The 22022-nt window shown below is 68.3% G+C and carries 26 protein-coding genes; 16 read left to right on the forward strand and 10 right to left on the reverse strand.

The window, feature by feature from the left end; translation table 11 throughout:
* Positions 1–26: 26 nt before the first annotated feature.
* From rsmG to AC51BJ_RS09775, 3 genes are read left to right on the forward strand one after another with little or no spacing between them, the layout of a single operon-like run.
* The gene (rsmG, locus tag AC51BJ_RS09765; RefSeq protein WP_019916078.1) at positions 27–668 is read left to right on the forward strand and encodes a 16S rRNA (guanine(527)-N(7))-methyltransferase RsmG; all 642 of its coding nucleotides are present in this window, start codon (positions 27–29) and stop codon (positions 666–668) included.
* A gap of 6 nt (positions 669–674) precedes the next feature.
* Positions 675–1445 carry a ParA family protein gene (locus AC51BJ_RS09770; protein ID WP_019916079.1) on the forward strand — a complete coding sequence of 257 codons (771 nt, stop codon included), beginning with the start codon at positions 675–677 and terminating at the stop codon, positions 1443–1445.
* Between the two features lie 28 nt (positions 1446–1473).
* Positions 1474–2331: a ParB/RepB/Spo0J family partition protein gene (locus AC51BJ_RS09775; RefSeq protein WP_304026260.1), complete on the forward strand. Its 858-nt coding sequence runs from the start codon at positions 1474–1476 to the stop codon at positions 2329–2331.
* Positions 2332–2535: 204 nt separating this feature from the next.
* Here AC51BJ_RS09775 and AC51BJ_RS09780 read toward each other — a convergent pair whose 3' ends face one another.
* Positions 2536–3300: an adenosylcobinamide-GDP ribazoletransferase gene (locus tag AC51BJ_RS09780; protein ID WP_496280101.1), complete on the reverse strand. Its 765-nt coding sequence runs from the start codon at positions 3298–3300 to the stop codon at positions 2536–2538.
* 31 nt (positions 3301–3331) lie between these two features.
* The gene (cobT, locus tag AC51BJ_RS09785; protein WP_496280102.1) at positions 3332–4381 is read right to left on the reverse strand and encodes a nicotinate-nucleotide--dimethylbenzimidazole phosphoribosyltransferase; all 1050 of its coding nucleotides are present in this window, start codon (positions 4379–4381) and stop codon (positions 3332–3334) included.
* A gap of 99 nt (positions 4382–4480) precedes the next feature.
* Here cobT and AC51BJ_RS09790 point away from each other — a divergent pair, with 99 nt between their 5' ends.
* The 12 genes from AC51BJ_RS09790 to AC51BJ_RS09845 all read left to right on the forward strand — a co-directional run bounded on the left by AC51BJ_RS09790 (position 4481) and on the right by AC51BJ_RS09845 (position 15025).
* Positions 4481–5356 carry a DMT family transporter gene (locus AC51BJ_RS09790; protein ID WP_496280103.1) on the forward strand — a complete coding sequence of 292 codons (876 nt, stop codon included), beginning with the start codon at positions 4481–4483 and terminating at the stop codon, positions 5354–5356.
* Positions 5357–5534: 178 nt separating this feature from the next.
* Complete coding sequence (locus AC51BJ_RS09795) at positions 5535–5864, forward strand: c-type cytochrome (protein ID WP_430432298.1); 330 nt, start codon at positions 5535–5537, stop codon at positions 5862–5864.
* Positions 5865–6020: 156 nt separating this feature from the next.
* On the forward strand, positions 6021–6950 hold the full coding sequence (locus tag AC51BJ_RS09800) for an acyl-CoA desaturase (RefSeq protein ID WP_496280104.1): 930 nt from the start codon (positions 6021–6023) through the stop codon (positions 6948–6950).
* Positions 6951–7203: 253 nt separating this feature from the next.
* On the forward strand, positions 7204–8388 hold the full coding sequence (locus AC51BJ_RS09805) for a nidogen-like domain-containing protein (RefSeq protein WP_496280105.1): 1185 nt from the start codon (positions 7204–7206) through the stop codon (positions 8386–8388).
* A gap of 145 nt (positions 8389–8533) precedes the next feature.
* A complete protein-coding gene (locus AC51BJ_RS09810; RefSeq protein WP_496280106.1) occupies positions 8534–9736 on the forward strand; it encodes a branched-chain amino acid ABC transporter substrate-binding protein in 1203 nt (400 codons plus the stop codon).
* A gap of 118 nt (positions 9737–9854) precedes the next feature.
* Entirely contained in the window at positions 9855–10778 is a 924-nt protein-coding gene (locus AC51BJ_RS09815; protein WP_496280107.1) for a branched-chain amino acid ABC transporter permease, read from the forward strand.
* Positions 10775–11875 carry an ABC transporter permease subunit gene (locus tag AC51BJ_RS09820; RefSeq protein ID WP_430432293.1) on the forward strand — a complete coding sequence of 367 codons (1101 nt, stop codon included), beginning with the start codon at positions 10775–10777 and terminating at the stop codon, positions 11873–11875. Before AC51BJ_RS09815 ends, AC51BJ_RS09820 begins: the two co-directional genes overlap by 4 nt.
* The gene (locus AC51BJ_RS09825) at positions 11872–12648 is read left to right on the forward strand and encodes an ABC transporter ATP-binding protein (protein WP_430432292.1); all 777 of its coding nucleotides are present in this window, start codon (positions 11872–11874) and stop codon (positions 12646–12648) included. Before AC51BJ_RS09820 ends, AC51BJ_RS09825 begins: the two co-directional genes overlap by 4 nt.
* A complete protein-coding gene (locus AC51BJ_RS09830) occupies positions 12641–13342 on the forward strand; it encodes an ABC transporter ATP-binding protein (RefSeq protein WP_496280108.1) in 702 nt (233 codons plus the stop codon). The genes AC51BJ_RS09825 and AC51BJ_RS09830 overlap by 8 nt, the downstream gene beginning before the upstream one ends.
* A 3-nt stretch (positions 13343–13345) precedes the next feature.
* On the forward strand, positions 13346–13555 hold the full coding sequence (locus AC51BJ_RS09835; RefSeq protein WP_430432290.1) for a hypothetical protein: 210 nt from the start codon (positions 13346–13348) through the stop codon (positions 13553–13555).
* 91 nt (positions 13556–13646) lie between these two features.
* The gene (locus AC51BJ_RS09840) at positions 13647–14474 is read left to right on the forward strand and encodes a DNA ligase (RefSeq protein WP_496280109.1); all 828 of its coding nucleotides are present in this window, start codon (positions 13647–13649) and stop codon (positions 14472–14474) included.
* Positions 14475–14662: 188 nt separating this feature from the next.
* The gene (locus AC51BJ_RS09845) at positions 14663–15025 is read left to right on the forward strand and encodes a hypothetical protein (RefSeq protein WP_496280110.1); all 363 of its coding nucleotides are present in this window, start codon (positions 14663–14665) and stop codon (positions 15023–15025) included.
* Positions 15026–15046: 21 nt separating this feature from the next.
* Here AC51BJ_RS09845 and AC51BJ_RS09850 read toward each other — a convergent pair whose 3' ends face one another.
* The 3 genes from AC51BJ_RS09850 to AC51BJ_RS09860 form a co-directional block, all read right to left on the reverse strand.
* Complete coding sequence (locus AC51BJ_RS09850; RefSeq protein WP_430432287.1) at positions 15047–15553, reverse strand: macro domain-containing protein; 507 nt, start codon at positions 15551–15553, stop codon at positions 15047–15049.
* 99 nt (positions 15554–15652) lie between these two features.
* Entirely contained in the window at positions 15653–16489 is an 837-nt protein-coding gene (locus tag AC51BJ_RS09855; protein ID WP_430432286.1) for a lysophospholipid acyltransferase family protein, read from the reverse strand.
* A 24-nt stretch (positions 16490–16513) separates the two neighbouring features.
* Positions 16514–17272, reverse strand: coding sequence for a GNAT family N-acetyltransferase (locus AC51BJ_RS09860; RefSeq protein WP_430432285.1), 759 nt, complete (start codon positions 17270–17272; stop codon positions 16514–16516).
* Between the two features lie 163 nt (positions 17273–17435).
* On the opposite strand from AC51BJ_RS09860, the gene AC51BJ_RS09865 reads away from it, so the two are divergent.
* On the forward strand, positions 17436–18236 hold the full coding sequence (locus AC51BJ_RS09865; protein WP_304005742.1) for a peptidylprolyl isomerase: 801 nt from the start codon (positions 17436–17438) through the stop codon (positions 18234–18236).
* 50 nt (positions 18237–18286) lie between these two features.
* On the opposite strand, the gene AC51BJ_RS09870 is transcribed toward AC51BJ_RS09865, so the two are convergent.
* From AC51BJ_RS09870 to AC51BJ_RS09890, 5 genes are all read right to left on the reverse strand, one after another.
* Positions 18287–20056 carry a SpoIIE family protein phosphatase gene (locus AC51BJ_RS09870; protein ID WP_496280111.1) on the reverse strand — a complete coding sequence of 590 codons (1770 nt, stop codon included), beginning with the start codon at positions 20054–20056 and terminating at the stop codon, positions 18287–18289.
* A gap of 30 nt (positions 20057–20086) precedes the next feature.
* A complete protein-coding gene (locus tag AC51BJ_RS09875) occupies positions 20087–20428 on the reverse strand; it encodes an STAS domain-containing protein (RefSeq protein ID WP_496280112.1) in 342 nt (113 codons plus the stop codon).
* A 91-nt stretch (positions 20429–20519) separates the two neighbouring features.
* Complete coding sequence (locus AC51BJ_RS09880) at positions 20520–21152, reverse strand: flavin prenyltransferase UbiX (protein ID WP_496280113.1); 633 nt, start codon at positions 21150–21152, stop codon at positions 20520–20522.
* Positions 21149–21664: a Gx transporter family protein gene (locus tag AC51BJ_RS09885; protein ID WP_496280114.1), complete on the reverse strand. Its 516-nt coding sequence runs from the start codon at positions 21662–21664 to the stop codon at positions 21149–21151. Before AC51BJ_RS09885 ends, AC51BJ_RS09880 begins: the two co-directional genes overlap by 4 nt.
* Positions 21664–22008, reverse strand: coding sequence for a NusG domain II-containing protein (locus AC51BJ_RS09890; protein WP_430432280.1), 345 nt, complete (start codon positions 22006–22008; stop codon positions 21664–21666). The genes AC51BJ_RS09885 and AC51BJ_RS09890 overlap by 1 nt, the downstream gene beginning before the upstream one ends.
* Positions 22009–22022 lie beyond the last annotated feature (14 nt).

Consider the following 22022-nt stretch of genomic DNA (forward strand, 5'->3'; position numbering starts at 1 on the left):
TTGAAGTACCCGGAAACCATCCGCCCATGACCTTGCAAACCGAACTCGACGCCGGCCTTGCCGCACTTGACCTGCCGCTCACCGCGACAGCCCGTACCCGTCTGCTGCGCTACATCGCACTGATGGCCAAGTGGAACGCGGTCTACAACCTGACCGCGATACGCGAAGAATCCCGCATGCTCACCCACCACCTGCTCGACGCGCTGTCGGTCGAACGCTTCCTGCCGGAAGGCGCGAAGCTGGCCGACATCGGTTCCGGCGGTGGCGTGCCCGGCATTCCGCTGGCGATCGCCCGCAGCGATCTCGACGTCGTGTCGATCGAGCCGAACTCGAAAAAGGCGTCCTTCCAGCAGCAGGTGCGCATCGACCTCGGCCTTGAGAATTTCGACGTGCAGACCGCGCGTGCCGAGCAGGTGACGTTGCCGGAAGGGTGCGACTTCATCATTTCGCGCGCTTTCGGCGACCTCGCCGACTTCATCAAGGTGGCCGGCCATCTGCTGAAGCCAGGTGGCCACATGCTGGCGATGAAGGGCGTCTATCCGGACGAGGAAGTACGCGCCATCCCGAAGGGCTGGGCGTTGCTGCGCTCGGAAGAACTGCAGGTGCCCGGTGTCGAAGGCGCCCGCCACCTGCTGTGGCTCGCCCGCGAACTGCAGTCGGACGGCTGAGCCGGCATGCCGTACATCTTCGCAGTCGCCAACCAGAAGGGCGGGGTGGGCAAGACCACCACCAGCGTGAACCTCGCCGCCGCGCTCGGTCAGGCCGGCCAGCGCACGCTGCTGGTCGACCTCGATCCGCAGGGCAACGCCACGATGGGCGCCGGCGTCGACAAGCGCACACTGAAGTCCAGCGTTTATCAGGTGCTGGTTGGCCTGTCTTCGCTGGCCGACGCGCGCGTGACCAGTCCGCATGCCGGGCTGGATGTGCTGCCGGCCAACCGCGATCTGGCCGGCGCCGAAGTCGAACTGGTCGGGCTGGAGAATCGGGAAAATCGATTGAAAAAGGCGATTGCCGAGCACGCAGCCGATTACGATTTCGTGCTGATCGACTGCCCGCCCAGCCTCAGCCTGCTCACGCTGAACGGCCTGTGCGCGGCGCACGGCGTCATCATCCCGATGCAGTGCGAGTACTACGCGCTGGAAGGTCTGTCCGACCTGGTGAATACGATCAAGAAGGTGCACGCCAACCTGAACCGCGACCTGAAGATCATCGGCCTGCTGCGCGTCATGTTCGACCCGCGCAGCACGCTGTCGCAGCAGGTGTCCGGCCAGCTCGAATCGCATTTCGGCGACAAGGTGTTCCGCACGCTGGTGCCGCGCAACGTGCGGCTGGCCGAAGCGCCCAGCTACGGCATTCCCGGTGTGCTGTTTGACAAGAACGCCAAGGGTGCGCAGGCCTACAGCGCCTTTGCACAGGAAATGATCGAGCGCGTGAAGAGCTTCTGATCGACCCACGACAACAATACCGAACGCCATGACTCCTCCCAAACTCAAGGGCCTCGGCCGCGGCCTCGATGCGCTGCTGGCCGGCAACACCGGTGAATCCGGCAATTCGGGCGAACTGCGCACGCTGGAAGTCGGCCTGCTGCAGCCGGGCAAATACCAGCCGCGTACCCGCATGGATCCGGGTTCGCTCGAAGAGCTGGCGGAGTCGATCAAGTCGCAAGGCATCATGCAGCCCATCATCGTGCGCAGCGTCGGCGGCGGACGATTCGAAATCATCGCCGGCGAGCGACGCTGGCGCGCGGCGCAGCTGGCCGGCCTGAGCGAAGTGCCGACGCTGGTGCGCGACATCCCGGACGACGCCGCGCTGGCGATGAGCCTGATCGAGAACATCCAGCGCGAGGATCTGAATCCGCTGGAAGAGGCGGCTGGCGTGCAGCGCCTGATCGACGAATTCGGCATGACACACGAACAGGCGGCCAACGCCATCGGCCGTTCGCGCTCAGCCACCACCAATCTGCTGCGCCTGCTGCAGCTGGCCGAACCGGTGCAGGAACAGCTGGTGACCGGCGACCTCGACATGGGCCATGCGCGCGCGCTGCTGAGCCTGCCCAAGGCCGATCAGATCGCCTTCGCCAATCGCGTCGTCGCCCAGGGCCTGACCGTGCGCGACACCGAAAAACTGGTGGCGCGCGGCGGTCTGGCCGAGCAGGGTACCAAGGCAAAAGCCGAACCTTCGCGCGACCTGGCGCGGCTGGAAGAGGAACTGTCGGACATCGTCGGCGCACCGGTATCGATCAGTGCCAATGCGCGCGGTGCCGGCAAGCTGGTCATCCGCTTCAACGACCTCGACCAGCTGGATGGCCTGATCGCGCGGCTGCGCGGCTGACGCGAGGGCTCACGACACCCGGCCTCAGGCTTCGATCCAGGCCCTGATCGCGAGCAAGCTCGCTCCCACAAAAAACCGGCGCCGGCCGTGAATTGGGCGCCCGCTCCTGTGGGCGCGGCCTTGGCCGCGACGCGGCGGTGATGGTCCACTGGCTTCGATGCCGGCTGCCGTCGGGGTCAGAAGACCCCTCCCACAGAACTTCAGTCAGATCCGCGCGCACAGCGCGACATACACCGCCAGCTCCGCCAGTTGCTGCACGGCGCCCAGGCAGTCGCCGGTGTAGCCGCCGATGCGGCGCTGGAAGTGGCGGGCCGCGGCGACGGTGACGAGCAGCGCCAGCCCGATCACCAGGGCGATCTGTACCGGTGCGAGCAGTGACAGCGGCGCCAGACCGCACAGTGCTGCCCACAGCATGCCGCCGCCCGACAGCTTCACCGCCAGCGGCTTGGCGCGCGATACGCCGTCCGGGTCTTCGTCACGCGCGTAGCGCATCAAGTAAATCAGCGCGGTTGCGCACAGCCGCGACAGCGGATGCGCGACCAGCAGCGCGACGACCGCGCTCGCCAGCGGCAGCGCGGACAGCGCCGCCAGCTTGCCGGCCAGCATGAGCACGATGCCGAGGGCGCCGTACGCGCCGATGCGCGAGTCCTTCATGATGGTCAGGATCTGTTCGTGCGACCAGCCGCCGCCGAAGCCGTCGCACACGTCGCCCCAGCCGTCCTCGTGGAAGGCGCCGGTCAGTCGTATCGTCACAGCGGTCGACAGCACGACCGCGAGCGCGGCCGGCAGTACCTGCCCGGTCGCCCACAACACAGCGGCGCCGGCGGCGCCGACCACCCAGCCCACCGCCGGGAACCAGCGTGCGCTGGCGTTCATCAACTCGTTCGACCAGCCGACCCAGGCCGGCACCGGCAGCCGCGTGAAGAAACGCAGCGCGTTGAAGAACAGTTCGAGTTCGCGGCGGATCATCGGCGTGTCACCGTGGCGACCAGCGTGTCCTTCACGCCTTCGACACGCCAGCGGACTCGAAACTGGCCATGTCACGCAGGATGGCGGCCGCCGCGCGGACCAGCGGCCAGGCCAGCGCGGCACCGGTGCCTTCGCCGAGGCGCAGGTCGAGGTCGAGCAGGGGCAGTGCCTGCATGTGCTCGAGCTGGATGGCGTGGCCGCGCTCCTGCGAGCGGTGCGAGAACACGCAGTAGTGGCGCAGCGCCGGCGCGTGTGCCTGCGCGACCAGCGCGGCGGCCGAACTGATGAAGCCGTCGATCAGCAGCAGCATGCGCGATTGCGCGGCGCCCAGCATGGCGCCGGCCATGGTCGCGATCTCGAAGCCGCCGAAGACGGCGAGCACCGAAAACGCGTCGCGCGGACCGTCGTAGCCCGCCGCCAGTCCGGCCAGCACGCGCTTCTTGTCGGCCAGCGCGGCGTCGCCCAGACCGGTGCCGCGGCCGACGCAGTCGTCCATCGGTGCACCGGTCAGCAGATGGGTGATCAGCGAGGCGGACGCGGTATTGCCTATGCCCATTTCGCCGAAACCGAGCACACGAGCACCACCGGCCGCGATGTCGCGGGCGATGCGGGCGCCGTTGTCCAGCGCCTGCGCGCACTGCGCAGGTGTCATCGCCGGGCCGTCGAACCAGCTGGCGGTGCCGTGCGCCACCTTGGCGTCGATCAGGCCGTCGCGGGGGCCGAAGTCGTGCGCCACGCCGCAGTCGGCGATGTGCAGCGCCATGCCGCCCTCGCGCGCCAGCACGTTGATGGCGGCGCCGCCGGCGAGGAAGTTCTCGACCATCTGCCAGGTCACGTCGGCCGGGTAGGCCGACAGGCCGCGCCCGCGCGCGTCGCGCAGCGTGCCGTGATCGCCGGCGCACACCAGCAGGTGCGGCCGGCCCGGCTCGGGTGCGGTCGAGCCCAAAACCTGACCGACCTGCAGTGCCAGCGCCTCCAGTCGGCCAAGCGCGCCGAGCGGCTTGGTCTTGTTGTCGAGGCAGGCCTGCAGCGTGACGGACAGGTCGGGGGCGGGCGGGGCGAGGTCGAAGCGGGGCGTCATGATGTTCCGGCGGCAGCAGATGCAGGCCGGCAGTTTAGCCGGCTGGCGGGCCGGGCGCCGGCCGGCGACAATGGCGACCCGCTTCGACCTCGCCCCGCCGTGCGCACCCGTGTCGAATTCCTGCTGCTGGCGCTGATCTGGGGCGCCTCCTTCGCGCTCTACCGTGTCGCCATCCCCGAACTGGGTCTGCCGCTGACCGTCGGGCTGCGTCTTGCGTTGGCCTCGATGGCGCTGCTGGCGCTGTTTGGCTGGCCCTTGCGCGACGTTGCTGCAGGCCAGCGTCGTCGGGTGAGCGGCTGGCTGCTGCTGACCGGAGCCGGCAGCACGGCGCTGCCCTTCGTGCTGTTCGCCGAGACGGTCATGCTCTCCAGCGCCGGCTTTGCCGCGGTGCTGAACGCGACCTCTCCGCTTTTTTCGGCGCTGCTCGGCGTGTGGGTGTGGCGCGAGGCGCTGTCGCGCCCGAAGCAGCTGGGCCTGCTGCTCGGTTTTGCCGGCGTCGTGCTGCTGGCCGGTCTGCGCGAGGTCGGCGGACTCAAGGTCGGACTGGACGCGGTGGCGCTTGGGCTGATCGCGTCGGCCTCCTACGGCCTGTGCGTGCAGTGGGTGCGACGCCAGCTGCACGACGTGCATCCATCGGCCGTGGCCACCGGCATTTCGCTGGTCGGGGCGCTGCTGCTGCTGCCGTGGGCGCTGGCGTCGCTGCCCGATCATCTCCCCTCCTGGCGCCCCTTGCTGGCGGTAGCGGTGCTCGGACTGGTGTCAACCGCACTGGCCAACGCGCTGTATTTCCGCCTCATCGGCCGCATGGGGGCGACGCAGGCGTTGAGCGTCACTTTCCTGATCCCGCCCTTCGCCATGCTGTGGGGCCATCTGCTGTTCGACGAGCGGCCGACGCTGGCGATGCTGGCGAGCACCGTCATCATCCTGGTCGGTACGGCGCTCAGCCTGGGCTGGCGGCGAACGTCCGGGCGCTGATCCCGGTCAACGTGCGGCGGCTGGCCGTCGTTGTATCCGGGGCAGGCTGCACGGCACGCTCTTGTTCACCTGCTGTCGGCTGGCTTAGACTTGCGGGCCGCGCCGCCGAGCCTGCGCCGGATCTGCCCGGCCCCGCGACCCACTGAACGTTGGATCAACCACTCCGTCGAGGAACACCATGAAAACCCTGATTTCCGCCGTCGTCTGCGCCGCAGCGCTCGTGAGCGCGCCGGCTTTCGCCAGCAAGGACCTGGCCACCGCCAAGGGCTGTCTGGCCTGTCATTCGCAGGGCGCTGACACCAAGATCGGTCCGGGCTACCAGGCTGTCGCGAAGAAGTACGCCGGCCAGAAGGACGCCGAAGCCAAGGTCGCCGCTTTCATCAAGGCCGGTACGCCGGCCGGTACCAAGCCGTCCTGGGGCGGTCCGATGCCGATGCCCGCGCAATCGGCACTGTCGGACGCCGATGCCAAGACGTTGGCTGCCTGGGTGCTTGCCGGCGCCAAGTAAGCGGATCGTCGGGCATCGAAAGAGCCGGCCGTATGGCCGGCTTTTTTCGTTGACCGCTCGAAATGGGGGCAAGGGGCGGCTGTATTCGACGCATCGGCTGCAATACCCCGCTTGCTAGACTCGCGCCCGGCACCCCCTTTCCGGAGAAGGTCGAGCATGAGCGCAACAGCGTCCCGCACGCATTACGGCAAGCAGGTCACCGAGTCGATCAACCAGACACGGGTGCGCTACGTCATCCTGTTCGCTGCCGCGATCGCCACCCCCTTCATCTATCCGCCGACCTGGCCGCTGGTGTGGCTGGCGCTGGCGAGCTACGCAGTGCGCATGTTCGGCGTCGAAGGCATCTACCACCGCTACTTCTCGCACCGCGCCTTCAAGTGCTCGCGCCCGGTGCAGTTCATCCTTGCGGTGATTGCCTCGCAGTGCGGCCAGCACGGTCCGCTGTGGTGGGCGTCGGTGCATCGCCACCACCACCAGAATGTCGAAACCCCCGACGACCCGATCTCGCCGCGCCAGCACGGCCTGTTCCATTCGCACGTCGGCTGGGTCTGGTGCGAGCGCTACAAGGACACTGATCTCGACGTCGTGCCCGACTTCGCGCGCTACCCGGAAGTCCTCTGGGTGAACAAGCACTACACGCTGCTCATGCTGTCCGGCGCCTTCTTCATATGGCTGCTGGCGCAGGCAGGTGCCTTCGGTCCGACCGTCAGCGGCGGTGCGGCGCTGATGTGGGGCTTTTTCCTGCCCACCGCGCTCGGCGTGCAGACGGTGTCCATGGTCAATTCGGTCGGCCACTTCCGCTTCATGCCGGGCGGCTACCGCCGCTATGACACCGATGACGACTCGGTGAACCGCCCCCTGCTCGCGCTGCTCACCTTCGGCGGCGGCTGGCACAACAATCATCATCGTTACGGTGCCAGCGCGCGTGCCGGCTTCGCCTGGTACGAAATCGACGTCACCTTCTACATCCTGAAGCTGATGGCCGCGCTCGGCCTCATCAGCGATCTGCGCGAACGCCTGCCGGACGACGTGCGCGAAGAGGGCGGGCTGGGCCCGCTGCCGGCCGGCGACAAGGTGCGCAGCTGAGTGATCACGCGCAATGCGTCAGCCGTGACCCGCGTCACGCATCGTTTCAGCTGACAGGGGGCCGCGTGCGGCCGTTTCGATCGGCGTTGTGCTACGCACTTCCGGACGGTCGTGTCGGCCCGCCTTACACCGCTGAAACGGCGTGCCGCCGCCATATGCCGTAGGTCGATGATCCGAAAGGACTAATACTAAAGTCATACGTTTTGGCACATGACTTGCTGACGCCCGGTCGAACATTACCGGAGCGTTACAGATGAAATTCCGCACCCTTCTCCTGCCCGCGCTGATCGCCACGCTGTCCGGCGGCGCGCAGGCTGTCTCAATGCTCGACTTCGGCGTGGGCGACCGTGGCTACGGTACGCAGTTTCTGGCCGCCAACGACGACGGCTCGACCAACCAGTTGCCGCTGCCGTTCGACATCGATTTCTTCGGTCAGACCTTCAGCAATTTCTTCGTCAACAACAACGGCAACATCAGCTTCCTGTCGGCGATCGGCACCTACACGCCCGACCCCTTTCCGATCTCCAGCCAGCCGATGATTGCGCCCTTCTGGGGTGACGTCGACACGCGCGGCACCGGCAATGTGTGGATCCATTCGCCGAACGCCAACACGCTTGCAGTCACCTGGGATGCCGTCGGCTACTACAGCTCCGCGACCGACAAGACCAACAGTTTCCAGCTGGTGCTGCGCAACCAGGGCGGCGGCAATTTCGACGTCGACTTCCGCTACGAGCGACTGGAGTGGACCACCGGTGACGCCAGCGGCGGCTCGAATGGCCTGGGCGGCATTCCGGCGCAGGCCGGCTACGACGCCGGCGACGGCGTCAACTACTTGACGCTGCCCGGTTCGCGCACCGGCGACGTGCTGAACCTGCAGCACACCACCAATGTGGCAGGCGGCGAAGCCGGCCTGTGGTCGTTCGCGATCCGCAATGGTCAGCTGCCGGGCTCCTCGGCCTCCAACCCGCTGATGCCGGTGGCCAGCGACGAGGGCTGGAACTTCGACTTCAACGTGGTCGCCGGCACGCCGGTGTTCATCGATCCGGACATCGCGATCGGCTACGACTACATCGTCAACGGCGGCCCCTCGATCACCTCGGTGTTGCTGCCGACCTTCGGTGACGGCCTGTACGACCTGTGGCTGTGGAACGGCGAAGCCTGGGTGGCGAGCGGCGACGTGCTGACCGGCGGCGTCACCTTCACCTTTGCCGAGGCGGTCACCCGTTTCCGCATCCTCGGCATCGAGGAGGGCGCGGCGCTTGATCCGCTGAACCCGACCGCCTTCGTGACCGGCCTCACCTTCAGCGAGACCGGCCCGGTGTCGATGTCGCAGAACCCCATCGTCGTGACGGTGCCGGTTCCGGAGCCGGAAACCTATGCGATGTTCCTCGCCGGTCTCGGTCTGATTGCCGCCGCGCGTCGCCGCATGGCACGCTGATTGCCGTTCGTTGATGCAGACTGACGATGCCGGTGCGCTTGTGCGCACCGGCATCGTCGTTTCTGCCGCATCCAAATTGACGCTCCGGGCGCCCGCCCGCAAAATCCGGGGCTGACAACCTTTCAGCCCCTCGCGGAGATTCCACATGACCCTGATCACCCCGTCGCGCCCGCTGTCCGCACTCGTGGCCCTGTCGGCCTGCCTGCTCGCCGCCTGCGGTCCGAAGGAAGAGGCCGCCGTGCCGGCCGTGACCGCCGATGCCGGCGAGGCCACGATCACCATCCGCCTCGGTCATGTGGCGCCGCTGACCGGCCCGCAGGCCCACCTCGGCAAGGACAACGAGAATGGTGCGCGACTGGCCATCGACGATCTGAATGCCGAGAAGATCCTGATCGGCGGCAAGGTGGCGAAGTTCGAACTGCTGGGCGAGGACGACCAGGCCGATCCGCGTCAGGGCACCACGGTGGCGCAGAAGCTGGCCGATGCCCGCGTGCATGCGGTGATCGGTCACCTGAACAGCGGCACGACGATTCCTGCGTCGCGCATCTATCACGACGCAGGCATCGTCCAGGTGTCGCCGTCCGCCACCAATCCGACCTATACGCGGCAGGGCTACAAGACGGCGTTCCGCGTGTTCGCCGACGACGTGCAGCAAGGCAGCGTGCTCGGCAGCTTCGCCATGAGCAAGCTGGGCGCGAAGAAGATCGCCATCATCGATGACCGCACCGCCTACGGTCAGGGCCTGGCCGACGAGTTCGAGAAGGCGGCCAAGGCGGCCGGCGCCGAGGTGGTCACCCGCGAATACACGACCGACAAGGAAACGGACTTCGCCGCCATTCTGACCAAGGTGAAGTCGACCAAGCCCGACCTCGTGTTCTACGGCGGCATGGACACCCAGGCCGGTCCGATGGCGCGTCAGCTGAAGACGCTGGGCATTACCGCGCCGATGCTGTTCGGCGACGGCGCCTGCACGGTTGAATTCCACAAGCTGGCAGGCGAGGGCGCCGAAGGCCACTACTGCTCGCTGCCCGGTGTGCCGCTGGACCAGATGGCGGGTGGCACCGCCTTCCGCGACCGCTACAAGGCGAAGTACAACACCGACATCCAGCTCTATGCCCCCTATGCCTATGACGCGGTGCGCGTGGTGGCCGAGGCGATGAAGCAGGTCGGCTCGACCGAAACGGCGAAATTCCTGCCGGCGCTGGCGGCGCTGAACTACCCTGGTCTGAGCGCGCAGATCCAGTTCGACGAAAAGGGCGACATCAAGGACGGCGCGGTCACGCTGTATCAGGCCAAGGGCGGCGCATGGTCGGCGCTCGAAACGATGGGCGGCAAGCCGAGCAACTGAGCGCCAACTGAGCGGCACAATGCAGTCCTGCGCGTCCGCAGCGGCCCCGGGCCGGGCGGCGCGCATCGCCGGCGCCTGATCGGCGCTTCCATCTTCTCCCGGCCTCCCTCGATACCTCGTGGACATCTTCATCCAGCAGATCATCAACGGTCTGGTGCTCGGCAGCATCTACGCGCTGGTCGCGCTCGGCTACACGATGGTCTATGGCATTCTCGGCCTGATCAATTTCGCCCATGGTGAAGTGGTGATGATCGGCGCGCTGACCGCGCTGACCGCCATTGGCCTGCTGGTGCCGAGCGGCCTGCCCGGCCCCGCCGTCGTGCTCGGCGGTCTGCTGATCGCGATTCCGGTGTGCATGGCGGTCGGCTTCACGATAGAGCGCATCGCCTACCGGCCTCTGCGCAACGCCCCGCGGCTGGCGCCGCTGATCACCGCCATCGGCGTGTCCATCGTGCTGCAGCAGCTGGCGATGATCGGCTGGGGCCGCAACTACCACACCTTTCCACCGCTGCTGCCCGCAGCACCGCACCAGTTCCTCGGCGCGGCCATCACCGACCTGCAGATCATCATCATCGCCACCGCGGCGGCGCTGATGGCGGCGCTGGTCTGGCTGGTCACCCGCACCCGGCTCGGCCGTGCGATGCGCGCCACCGCCGAGAACCCGGCGGTGGCGCGGCTGATGGGCGTGGATGTCGACCGCGTCATTTCCTTCACCTTCGTGCTCGGTTCGGCGCTTGCGGCGGTGGCCGGCGTCATGGTGGCCGCCAACTACTCGATCGCCCACTACGCGATGGGCTTCATGCTCGGCCTGAAGGCTTTCACCGCAGCGGTGCTGGGCGGCATCGGCAACCTCGGTGGAGCGATGCTGGGCGGGCTGCTGCTGGGCATCATCGAAAGCCTGGCCGCCGGCTACATCGGCGACCTGACCGGCGGTTTCCTCGGCAGCCATTACAAGGACGTGTTCGCCTTCTTCGTGCTCATCCTGGTGCTGGTGTTCCGGCCGTCCGGCCTGATGGGCGAAAAAGTGGCGGAGCGCGCATGAGCGTCGATCCCAAGCTGAAGGCCAGGCTGGGCGTCGTGCTGATCGGCGTGGCACTGGCGGTGCTGCCCTTCGTCGTCGGTGCCGGCTTCGGCAATTCCTGGGTGCGCATCATCGATTTCGCGCTGCTCTACATCATGCTGGCGCTCGGGCTGAACATCGTGGTCGGTTTCGCCGGCCTGCTCGATCTCGGCTACATCGCCTTTTACGCGGTCGGTGCCTATCTGTATGCGCTGCTGTCCAGCCCGCATCTGGCGATCGCCTTTCCGCAGGTTTTCGCCGCCGCGCCCGGCTGGCCGGTGTGGGCGGTACTGCCGCTTGGCGCGCTGGTGGCGGGACTGTTCGGCGTGCTGCTGGGCGCGCCGACGCTGAAGCTGCGCGGCGACTACCTGGCCATCGTGACGCTGGGCTTCGGCGAAATCATCCGCATCTTCCTGAACAACCTGAATGCGCCGGCCAACATCACCAACGGCCCGCAAGGCATCAACAACATCGCCGCCGCGCAGATCGGCGGTCACGCGCTGAACCGGCCGCTGGAGCTGTTCGGCTTCACGCTGCCCGGTGTGTACCTGCAGTATTACTTCTTCCTCGCGCTGACCCTGATCGTCGTCTTCGTCTGCATGCGGCTGCAGGATTCGCGGCTGGGCCGCGCCTGGGTCGCCATCCGCGAGGACGAGGTCGCCGCGCGCGCCTGCGGCATCAACACGCGCAATGTGAAACTGCTGGCCTTCGGCCTCGGTGCCACCTTCGGCGGCGTGGCCGGCGGCCTGTTCGCCGGCTTCCAGGGCTTCGTCAGCCCGGAATCCTTCGGCCTGCTCGAATCCATCATGGTGCTGTGCATGGTGGTGCTCGGTGGCATGGGCAATATCGCCGGTGTCATCCTCGGTGCGGTGCTGCTGGCGCTGCTGCCCGAGGCGCTGCGCTGGGGGGCGGTGCCGCTGCAGCAGACGCTGTTCGGCAAGGTGCTGATCGATCCGGAATCGCTGCGTCTGCTGCTGTTCGGCATCGCGCTGGTGGTCGTGATGCGCTGGCGCCCGGCCGGGCTGTGGCCATCGGCGCTGCGCAAGCGCGAACTGGCGGCGCACGGGGAGGCGGCATGAGCACGCCCCTGCTCGAAGCGAGCGGCATCAGCAAGCGCTTCGGCGGCGTGCAGGCGCTGCGCGACGTGTCGCTGGCGATACGCGCCGGCGAGGTGTACGGCCTGATCGGGCCCAATGGCGCCGGCAAGACCAGCTTCTTCAACGTGCTGACCGGCCTGTACAGCGCCGACCAGGGCGAGGTGCGCTTCAATGGCCAGCCGCTGCCGCTGGGCGTGCCGCACCACATCGCCGGTGTCGGCATCGCCCGCACCTTCCAGAACATCCGGCTGTTCGGCGCGATGAGCGCGCTGGAGAACGTGATGGTGGGCCGCCACATCCGGCTGCGCACCGGCGTGCTCGGCGCCATCCTGCGTACGCCGGCGGCGCGGCGCGAGGAGGCCGACACCGAGGCGCGCGCGCATGCGCTGCTGCGCTATGTCGGCATCGACCGTCTGGCCAACCAGCAGGCCACCCATCTGAGCTACGGCGACCAGCGCCGGCTGGAGATCGCCCGCGCGCTGGCGACCGAACCGAAGCTGCTGGCGCTGGACGAACCGGCCGCCGGCATGAACGCGACCGAAACCGTTGGTCTGCGCGCGCTGATCGAGAAATTGCGCGGCGACGGCATGACCGTGCTGCTGATCGAGCACGACGTGAAACTGGTGATGGGGCTGTGCGACCGCGTCGCGGTGCTCGATTACGGCGAGAAGATCGCCGAGGACGTGCCGGACGTGGTGCGGCGCGACCCGCGCGTGATCGCCGCCTATCTCGGTACGGAGGCGGCAGATGCTTGAGGTGCGCGCACTGGAAGTGCATTACGGCGGCATCTGCGCCGTGCGCGGCGTCGACCTCGATGTCGCCGCCGGCGAGAAGGTGGCGCTGATCGGCGCCAACGGCGCCGGCAAGACCAGCACGCTGAAAGCCATCGCCCGCATGCTGCCGGCGCGCGGCAGCGTCAAGCTGGATGGCGAGGCGATCGAGCACGCGCCGCCGCACCTGCTGGTGCGCAAGGGCCTGGCGCTGGTACCGGAAGGCCGCGGTGTATTCGCCCGGCTGTCGGTGCTGGAAAACCTCGAAATGGGCGCCTACGTTCGCGACGACAAGGCGACCATAGCCGCCGATATCGAGCGCGTGTTCGGCCTGCTGCCGCGGCTGAAGGAGCGCGCAGGGCAGACCGCCGGCACGCTGTCCGGCGGCGAGCAGCAGATGGTGGCGATCGGCCGCGCGCTGATGAGCCGGCCACGCATCCTGCTGCTCGACGAGCCGTCGATGGGGCTGTCGCCCATCATGGTCGACACTGTGTTCGAGGTGATCCGCGAAGTCGCGCGCGAAGGCGTCACGCTGCTGCTGGTCGAACAGAACGCGCGGCTCGCGCTGTCGCTGTGCGACCGCGGCTGCGTGATGGATGGCGGCGAAATCACGCTGACCGCACCGGCGGCCGAACTGCTGGGCAACCCGGCGGTGCGCGCCGCCTATCTCGGGGAGTAAGCCGTGATTCGCCCGATCGCCGCCATCACCGTGCTGACCTGCGTACTGGCGGGCTGCAGCAGCCGGCAGGTCTATGACAGCGCGGCCGGCTGGCGCCAGAACGAGTGCGACCGCATCGTCGATGCGGCCGAACGCAGCCGCTGCCTGGATACGGCGAACCTCGAATACGAGCGCTACCAGCGCGAGCGCGACAAGGCCGGCGAAGCGCGCTGAACGTCCGCAACAAGCTGCACGAGTGCGCGCCTCGGCGTTTGCCATTGTCATGAAGCGGGATAATCGCGGCTCCGTCACCGGAGTCCCGACCATGCGCGTGCTGCTGTTCTGTCTTTGCGGCTTGTTTCCGTCATTCGCTGTCGCCGACCCGCTGCCGCCGATGCTGGCGCAGCGTGCGCCCGCCGACATCGACCCGACGCCCTACTGGATCAGCGAAAAGCTCGACGGTGTCCGCGCCCGCTGGGACGGGCAGGCGCTGCGCCTGCGCAACGGTGCGGCCATCGCCGCGCCGGCGTGGTTCGTCGTACCGCTGCCCGGATACCCGCTCGACGGCGAGCTGTGGCTGGGGCGTGGCCGCTTCGACGAGCTGTCCGGCATCGTCCGCCGTGAGCGCTCGACCGACGCCGACTGGCGCGCGGTGCGCTACATGGTGTTCGACCTGCCGGGTGCCGACGGCGATTTTTCGCAGCGGCTGGCGCGTATGCAGCAGCTGGTCGAGGCGATCGGTGTCGACTGGATACGCGTCGTGCCGCAGCAGCGACTCGCCGACCGCGCCGCGCTGCAGGCGCTGTTCGACGCGGTCGTCGCCGGTGGTGGCGAGGGCCTGATGCTGCACCGGGCCGACGCGCACTGGACAGCCGGTCGCAGCGACGCACTGCTCAAGCTCACCCCCTTTCTCGACGCCGAAGCAACCGTGCTCGCCCACCTGCCGGGCAAGGGCCGTCATCGCGGCCGGCTGGGTGCGCTCGAGGTGATCGATGCAGCGGGTCGCCGTTTCCGCATCGGCAGCGGCTTCACCGACGCCCAGCGTGCGGCGCCGCCGGCCATCGGCGCCGTCGTCACCTACCGCTATCGTGAGCTGACGCCGCGCGGCCAGCCGCGCTTTCCGGTTTTCCTGCGCGAGCGCCTGCTGCCCTAGCGCATGCCGAGGGAAGCAGTCCCGGGCGCGGCGATGCCGATGGGCGCAAAGGCGGGGATGTGCACCCGATCGAACGAGGCGATCGTCCTCACCGCGTCGCTGCGGCCGCAGCGACGGAGGCAGGGTGTTTACGCTGCGATGCCGGACACGGAGGCATTTGCATGCACATCAAACACACAGCAGTCTCGATGACCCTTTTGCTGGTTGCTGCCGGCGCGCAGGCGCAGGTGCTGGACCGGCCGACGCTGGCCGAGCGGCTGGCCGCGTGCTCTGCAATCTATGGCGACATCGCGGCGGCGCATCCGCAAGCGAGCCGTACCGTGCGTGTGCAGTACGCTGCGAAGAGCTACCTCTCGCTGGCCATGCGCCTGGGCGAACGCCCGCAGGTCGCGGCCGTGCTGGGGCGCGAGCGCAAGGCCCTGGCCGAACGTCGCGCCGACCCTGCGCAGGCGCAGGGGCTGGACGACGCGTTCGCGCAGCGCGACGACGAGTGCAACCGCCTGCTCGAACACAATATGGCGCTGATCGACAGCCTGCGCGACGGGCGCTGAGCGCCTGCCGCACCGACGGCGTCAGTGCAGCTTCTCGTCCGCCACCACGTCCTTGCGATAGGTTTCGTAGACGACGACCGGAATGCCCAGCGGTGCCAGATGCTGTTCGATCAGCGGCTTCACCTCGGCCCACTCCAGACCGCCGACGCCGGTGGCCAGCCGCGGCAGGGCCACGCTGGTGGCGCCGATCGCCTGCAGGTGCCGGGCCAGCGCCTTCAGCGCGTGATGCACGTGCTCGACCGTCGCCTTGCCCGGTTTTGCCGCCGGGCCTTCGCCCACCATGTCCTGGGTGAGCATGTTCACGATGTTGCGCGTGCTGCCGTCGTTATCGACGCCGGCCCACGACCACACCTCGCCCGGCGCCATGTGGCGGCCGTGCTGCGCGTGCCGGTAGTCGCGCGCCATCGACGGCCAGCGCTCGCGCAGCGCCAGCGCCAGACCGTGGTCGAAACGTTCGCGCACGGCGATGCCGTGGGCGATGACCTGGGCGCGCGTAAAAAGAATGTCGCCGGTGACTTCGCGGATCATGCGGTTCTCCTCGTACCGTCCGGTCTGCGGCACCGTGCCGCAGCCTCCGATTCCACGGTACGCCGCCGTGCTGCGCGGCCGTTGATCCGAATCAACTGTTCAGGCGGTCGCGCTCACCTGGGCGTGCGTCACCTGCGCCAGATCCTGCCGCGTCAGGCCGTGCGAGGGCAGGGCCGGCAGCAGTTCGACGCGCGCCACCGTGCGCGGAGCGCGCGCCAGCATGCAGACCGACTGCCAGAAGCTCACGTCGTCGATGTAGGCGGCGGCGTCCGAGTGCTCGCCGCGATGATCGACATAGCGCAGGCGCACCGGTTTGACCGCGCGGCCGGCGTCGATCGCGGCCTGGAACAGCGCGGCGCGAAAGGGCAGCACGGCGCGGCCGTCGGTGGTGGTGCCCTCGGGGAACACCATCACGCTGCGCCCGCAGCTGAGCGAACCGACCAGCCGGTCACGCACCTCGGCCGCCGAACTGCGGCTGGCGCGGCGGATGAACACCGTGTGGTTGCGCGCCACCAGCCAGCCGAGCAGCGGCCAGCTGCGCACCTCGTCCTTGCAGACGAAAGACAGCGGCGAGATGGCGTTGATCACGAACACGTCCACCCAGGAGATGTGATTGCTCACCAGCAGCTGGCCGGGCCGCGGCAGCGGCCCCTGCGCCTGCAGTTCGACACCGAGCACGCCGAGCAGCTGGCGCGACCAGCGTGCGCGCATCTTGCGTTGCGTGCGCTCGCCGACCAGCGGATAGAGCAGGGCGACGCGTGAACAGCCGGCGGCCAGATGCACGGCCAGCCGCGCGATGCGCCAGGTCATGCGCGCCTGTGCGCGCAGGCCGGAAGTGTGGTGCGTGGCCGCGGCGGCACGCGCCGCGACGGGGTGGTGCGGATGAGGGTGCGACAAGGGAAGATCGAGGTCGGCAAACAGACTGATGACAGACATCTTACGTCCTCCCCGGTTCGCGGATCAGGCGGCGCGCTGTACGAAGTGGCGGGCGTAGCGCGCATCCAGCTTGGCCATGGTGAGCAGCAGCGGCAGGTCGGCGGTGTTGAAGTCCGGGTCCCAGGCCGGTTCGCCGCACACCTCGGCGCCAGCGCGGATATAGCCCTTGACCAGCGGCGGCAGGACACTGCCGGCGTTCGGTGTCAGGCGCTCCAGCGGCAGCCGCACCTTCGGGAACACGCGGTATTCGGCCGGCGCCATGTGCGCGCTCAGGCCGGCCCAGATGGCCGCCGCGTTGTGGCCGCCGTCGGCCAGCCCGATGCTGGCGCAGCCGATCAGGTACTGGTGGCCACCGTCCAGCATGTAGCGCGCGAGACCGGACCACAGCAGCGCGATCACCGCCGCGTTGTTGCGGTAGTCGGCGTCGATGCAGGAGCGGCCGATCTCCACCATCTGCGAGCGCAGGTGGTCGAGCCGGCCGAGGTCGAATTCGGTTTCCGAGTAGTAGCCGCCGGTGCGCCGCGCCGCCTCGGGCGGCAGGATGCGGTAGCAGCCGACGATGCGGCCGTTGTCCTCGTCGCGCACGATCAGGTGTTTGCAGTGGGCGTCGAAGCGGTCGATGTCGGCGCCGTGCACCGGGCTGTCGAGCCGTGCGCCAAGTTCGTCGGCGAACACCCGCCAGCGCAGCTGCTGCGCCGCCAGCACCTCGGATTCGCAGGCCGCCAGCGTGACGCTGAGGTTGCGCTGGGCACGCCGTTCGCGTGCCGAATCGATCTGAAGCATTCCCGTCTCCGTGAAGGGTACCGCTTCAAGATATGCAGTGCGTGTTCAGCACATATGACGTCGCGGCGACAGCACGGTTACAGCAGCCCTCGCCACACCGGCCAAAAGGGCGGTATAAGCATTCCGCTCGAACGAGCCCCACACAACCCACGAGGATGTCCTGATGAACCACCGTATCGGCGCACTTGCCGCCGCCCTGATGATGAGTGTTGCCGCCTCCGCCGTGGCCCAGACCAAGGCGCCTGCGGCCGGTGCCGCGCTGGCCAAGGTCAATGGCGTGGCCGTGCCCGCCGCGCTGGCGGATCTGCTGGTGCGCGAGCAGGTCGCCCAGGGCGCGCCCGACAACGAGGACCTGCGCAACCGTGTGCGCGAGCACCTGGTGCGCCGCGAGGTGCTGCTGCAGGCGGCACGCAAGGCCGGTACCGACAAGGTGCCGGAGGTGCAGCAGCGCATCGCCTATTCCAGTGGCGAGATGCTGGCCAACGCCTACCTGGAGCGCTGGGTCGAGAAGAACCCGGTGACCGAGGCGGCCGCCCGCGCCGAGTACGAGCGCGTGGTCGCTCAGGGCGGCCCGAACGAATACGCGTCGCGCCACATCCTGGTCGATTCCGAAGAGGTCGCGCGCGACATCATCGCCAAGCTGCAGGCCGGGACGCCGTTCGCGGAACTGGTGTCGGTGTCGAACGATCCGGGCAGCAAGGAGCGCGGCGGTGAGCTGGGCTGGTCGCGCCCGGGCTCCTTCGTTCCGGAATTCGACGCCGCCCTGCAGAAGCTGGAGAAGGGCCAGTTCACGACCGAGCCGGTCAAGACCGCCTACGGCTTCCACGTGATCCAGCTCGACGACGTGCGCCGCGCCGAAGCGCCGAAGTTCGAGGAGGTAAAGGACCGCGTGATCGAATCGATGCAGCAGCAGGCGGTGCAGACCCACATCGAATCGCTGATGTCGAAGGCCAAGGTGCAGTAAGCACGACGGGCATCCGCCGCCGTCCGCGAAGGACGTGGCGGATGCATGTTCTACGTGTGGCCGATGTAGCGCAGCGCCAGCAGCGTCACGTCGTCCGACGGCGCCTGGCCGTCGCAGAACAGGCGGGTCGCCTCGCGTACCGCGTCGATGGCGCCTGCTGCGCCGGCGCGCAGACCGGTCAGCGTCGCCAGCAGCCGCGTTTCGCCGAACAGTTCTCCGCGCGTGTTCAGCGCTTCGGTCACGCCGTCCGTGTAGAGCAGCAACTGGTCGCCCGAGCCGAGCCGGGTTTCGCCCAGTGCGTAATCGATGGTCGGGTCGATGCCGGCGATCGGGTTGCGCGGCACCTTGAGCAGCACCGGCGCGTCGCCGCGACGCAGCAGCACGGGCCGCAGATGACCGGCGTTGGCGTAGCGGAAGCTGCCATCGCGGGTGTCCAGCAGGCCGATGAACAGGCTGGCGAACAGCAGTCGTTCGTTGTTCAGCGCCAGCTTGCGGTTGGTGCGTTCCATCACCCTTTCCAGATGCCCCTTCTGCCCCTGCTTGCGTGCCGCTTCTGCGCGCAGCGTGGTCAGTGTGCGCATCATCAGCAGCGCGGCCGGCATGCCCTTGCCGCAGACGTCACCGATGGCGACGAACAGGCGGTTCTCGTCGATGAAGAAGGCGTCGAAGAAGTCGCCGCCGATCTCGCGCGCCTGCTGGATGCTGGCTTCGCACTCGATCTCCGGATGTTCGGCGAACATCGGCGAGCGCAGCGGCAGCATGCCCGACTGGATTTCCTGTGCCGTGCGCAGTTCCGACTGCAGGCGTTCCAGTACCAGCGAGCGGCGCACCTGCTCGACCACCTGGTGATTGGCCTGGCGCATGCGCGCCGCCATCAGGCGCAGCAGGTTGCGGGCGACCTGAGGCAGCGGCAGCAGTTCGGAAAAGAAGGTGTGGGCGTCGATGAGCAGCAGCCGTGTGCCGGGTTCGGCCACCACCCAGGCGGACGCCGGTTCGCCGTCGATGATCGAAAGCTCGCCCGCGCATTCGCCGCTGCCGATCACCGTGTAGCCACCCTGGCCGTCAGTCGCCGGATCGTCCAGGTAGACCCGCAGCCGTCCGGCCAGCACCAGGGCCACGTGGTCGTTCTGCATGCCGGGCGCCAGCACCACGTATTCGTCTGGGTAGTCGCGCTGCGCGCAATGGGCGAGCAGGCCTTCGATCAGCGCGTAGGGCACGTCGCGGAACAGGTCGAGGCGCGAAATGAAACCGAGTGCGCGGCGCTCGCCGCCGACGCGGGCGTCTTGGATGACACGGCTGCCGTCGGCGCGGATCAGCGGGAACACCGCGGCTTGGCGACGCCTGCGCTCGACGCCGCGGCGCACCGGGGTGCGGCTGCCGCTCGGGCTGCTGCGGCTTGGCCGGGTCCACGCCAGCGTGAGCTGGTTGCGGCCGCTGGTGCGCTCGTAACTGACCTGATCGGCGAACTGGCGCACCAGGTGCACGCCCAGTCCGCCGACGCTGGCTTCTTCCAGTGTGGCCGGGGTCACCGGCTCCGGCAGCTCCAGCGGATCGAATTCGCGGCCGTCGTCCGCCACCACCAGCTTGACCGACTGCGGCTCCAGAATCAGGTCGAGCGCGATGGTGTGCGGCGCTTCGTCGTCGAAGGCGTAGCTGACGATGTTGGCGACCAGTTCCGATGCGCACAGGTCGAGCCGGAACACCAGTTCGCTGCCCAGATCGAAGCTGTCGCCGAGCGTGCGCAACCAGGCGCTCGCAGCGGAAATGGCGCCGCTGTCGTTGATCAGGCGCAGGCTTCGGCGCGCGTGTGCGCTATGCACAGCGCACCCCGTGGAGATTTGCTCCGGCGTTCAGTCGGCCAGCGCCTTGCGCGCGGCGTCGAGGTCGTCGCACAGCGTCAGCAGCTGGTCGACGCCGGCGGTCTGCAGCACGCGCCGTATCATCGGCTGCGCACCGAACATGACCAGCTTGCCGCCGCGCGAGGCCTGGCCGCGTGCCGCCGACAGCAGCGTGCGGATGCCGATCGAGGCGAGAAAGCTCACTTCCGACAGATCGATCGCAATCCTCGCCGGGTGCGTGCTGGTGGCGTAGGTGAGCGGCTGGTCCAGCGTCTCCGCGCCTTCGATGTCGAGACGACCGTCGAGCCGGATCAGGGTGATGCCGCCGTCCAGCGGCTGGCTGTCCATCTTCATGTGCGTGCTCCCGAGGTGCCCGGTCGCCTGCGGCGGCACGACCGGAAAGCCCTTCAGCTTGTTTCATCTGCATGTCAGGCGTGTGACAGCGTCAGTCGGCATCGCGCGATTCGCCCCAGCGCGGCAGCAGCGTGTGTGGCACGCGCAGCTGGTCGAGGATGCGCGCGACCACGAAATCGACCAGGTCGCCGATCTCGCGCGGCTGCTGGTAGAAGCCGGGCGAGGGCGGCAGGATGACCACGCCGTTGCGTGACAGGCTCAGCATGTTTTCCAGGTGCAGCGTCGAGAAAGGCGTCTCGCGCGGCACCAGGATGAGGGTACGGCATTCCTTCATCACGACGTCGGCGGCGCGTTCGATCAGGTTGGACGCCAGGCCGTGCGCGATCGACGCCAGCGTACCCATCGAACAGGGGCACACGACCATCGCATCGGGCGGATTCGAACCGGAGGCCGGCGGGCAGTTCCAGTCCTCGCGGCCGAACACTTCAAGCTGGCCCGGTGCGGCGTTGAAGCGCGCCGACAGTTCGCGCGCCGCCTGCTGCGGATTGGCCGGCAGCACGACATCCATCTCCTGCCGGGCCACGATCTGTGCTACCTGCGAATACACCAGCCAGACGCGACAGCCGGCGGCCAGCAGCATTTCGGTCAGGCGCAGGCCGTAAGGCATGCCGGAGGCGCCGGTCAGCGCGACGAGTATGGTGGGTGATCGGGACGTCGAGGTCATGCCGCATTGTCCCGCAACAGCCGGTCGGCGACCACGCCATTGACGATGCCGAACACCAGCGCGGCGGCGAAGAACACGGGCGCCAGGTTGAACAGGCCGTCGTGCGGCACCAGCCAAAGCCGCGCAAGCACCAGCTGGCCGCCGATGTGGGCGAAGGCCGCAGCGACCGAGCGGCCGACTGGCCCCAGCCAGCGCCAGGGCAATGTCTGCAGTGCGCCGAGCACCGCCAGGCTGGTCAGTGCGCCGGTGGCGGCGAGAAAGAAGCCGGGCGCGAGGAACTGCCCGGCCAGCAGGCTGCCGGCGATCACCCGCAGCACGCTGACCCAGACGGCGTCGCGCCAGCCGTGGCGGGCCAGCACGATGAGGATGACGATGTTGGCCAGACCCGGCTTCACGCCCGGCAGCGGGCTGGGAATCGCCGCCTCGATCAGGGACGCGGCGATCGCTGCGGCCGCATAGCGCGCCAGGCGACGGTCGCGCGTACTCGGCTCGACGTCGACCACGGCGCTCATCAGAACGCCACCGTGTCCTGCACGCTGTCCGGTCCGGCCAGTTGCAGCGAAATGTGGCTGGGTGCGCAGACCGCGACCGCGCCAGCGCGCGTCAGCCAGCCCTGGTGCACGCAGTACTGGCGAGGACCCGGATCGGCGGCAACGCGCGCGCGACCCGGTTCGACCTCGATCACGGTTTCGCCCTGCGCGGCCAGCGCGCCGGCGATGGCGACGCGATGCGTACCGTTCAGCGGTATTTCCGCGACGATGCGGCCATCGAGGCGCACCTGAGCCAGCGTTGGCGCAGCCCGGCCCCACTGCGCCGCGGTCGTGGCGACGGTTGCGGCCAGGCCGGCTGTGATCATCAGCCAGTCACCGG

The sequence above is a fragment of the Methyloversatilis sp. S146-33 genome (assembly GCF_059552495.1).

Bases quoted from the DNA above. Each gene is read 5' to 3' on its own strand.
- AC51BJ_RS09810 (WP_496280106.1), top strand. From the start codon at position 8,534: ATGACCCTGATCACCCCGTCGCGCCCGCTGTCCGCACTCGTGGCCCTG.
- AC51BJ_RS09845 (WP_496280110.1), top strand. From the start codon at position 14,663: ATGACCCTTTTGCTGGTTGCTGCCGGCGCGCAGGCGCAGGTGCTGGAC.
- AC51BJ_RS09860 (WP_430432285.1), bottom strand. From the start codon at position 17,272: ATGCTTCAGATCGATTCGGCACGCGAACGGCGTGCCCAGCGCAACCTC.
- AC51BJ_RS09820 (WP_430432293.1), top strand. From the start codon at position 10,775: ATGAGCGTCGATCCCAAGCTGAAGGCCAGGCTGGGCGTCGTGCTGATC.
- AC51BJ_RS09880 (WP_496280113.1), bottom strand. From the start codon at position 21,152: ATGACCTCGACGTCCCGATCACCCACCATACTCGTCGCGCTGACCGGC.
- AC51BJ_RS09825 (WP_430432292.1), top strand. From the start codon at position 11,872: ATGAGCACGCCCCTGCTCGAAGCGAGCGGCATCAGCAAGCGCTTCGGC.
- AC51BJ_RS09855 (WP_430432286.1), bottom strand. From the start codon at position 16,489: ATGTCTGTCATCAGTCTGTTTGCCGACCTCGATCTTCCCTTGTCGCAC.
- AC51BJ_RS09890 (WP_430432280.1), bottom strand. From the start codon at position 22,008: ATGATCACAGCCGGCCTGGCCGCAACCGTCGCCACGACCGCGGCGCAG.
- AC51BJ_RS09770 (WP_019916079.1), top strand. From the start codon at position 675: ATGCCGTACATCTTCGCAGTCGCCAACCAGAAGGGCGGGGTGGGCAAG.
- AC51BJ_RS09850 (WP_430432287.1), bottom strand. From the start codon at position 15,553: ATGATCCGCGAAGTCACCGGCGACATTCTTTTTACGCGCGCCCAGGTC.
- AC51BJ_RS09840 (WP_496280109.1), top strand. From the start codon at position 13,647: ATGCGCGTGCTGCTGTTCTGTCTTTGCGGCTTGTTTCCGTCATTCGCT.
- rsmG (WP_019916078.1), top strand. From the start codon at position 27: ATGACCTTGCAAACCGAACTCGACGCCGGCCTTGCCGCACTTGACCTG.
- AC51BJ_RS09795 (WP_430432298.1), top strand. From the start codon at position 5,535: ATGAAAACCCTGATTTCCGCCGTCGTCTGCGCCGCAGCGCTCGTGAGC.
- AC51BJ_RS09885 (WP_496280114.1), bottom strand. From the start codon at position 21,664: ATGAGCGCCGTGGTCGACGTCGAGCCGAGTACGCGCGACCGTCGCCTG.
- AC51BJ_RS09830 (WP_496280108.1), top strand. From the start codon at position 12,641: ATGCTTGAGGTGCGCGCACTGGAAGTGCATTACGGCGGCATCTGCGCC.
- AC51BJ_RS09780 (WP_496280101.1), bottom strand. From the start codon at position 3,300: ATGATCCGCCGCGAACTCGAACTGTTCTTCAACGCGCTGCGTTTCTTC.
- AC51BJ_RS09775 (WP_304026260.1), top strand. From the start codon at position 1,474: ATGACTCCTCCCAAACTCAAGGGCCTCGGCCGCGGCCTCGATGCGCTG.
- AC51BJ_RS09875 (WP_496280112.1), bottom strand. From the start codon at position 20,428: ATGAAGATGGACAGCCAGCCGCTGGACGGCGGCATCACCCTGATCCGG.
- AC51BJ_RS09865 (WP_304005742.1), top strand. From the start codon at position 17,436: ATGAACCACCGTATCGGCGCACTTGCCGCCGCCCTGATGATGAGTGTT.
- cobT (WP_496280102.1), bottom strand. From the start codon at position 4,381: ATGACGCCCCGCTTCGACCTCGCCCCGCCCGCCCCCGACCTGTCCGTC.
- AC51BJ_RS09805 (WP_496280105.1), top strand. From the start codon at position 7,204: ATGAAATTCCGCACCCTTCTCCTGCCCGCGCTGATCGCCACGCTGTCC.
- AC51BJ_RS09800 (WP_496280104.1), top strand. From the start codon at position 6,021: ATGAGCGCAACAGCGTCCCGCACGCATTACGGCAAGCAGGTCACCGAG.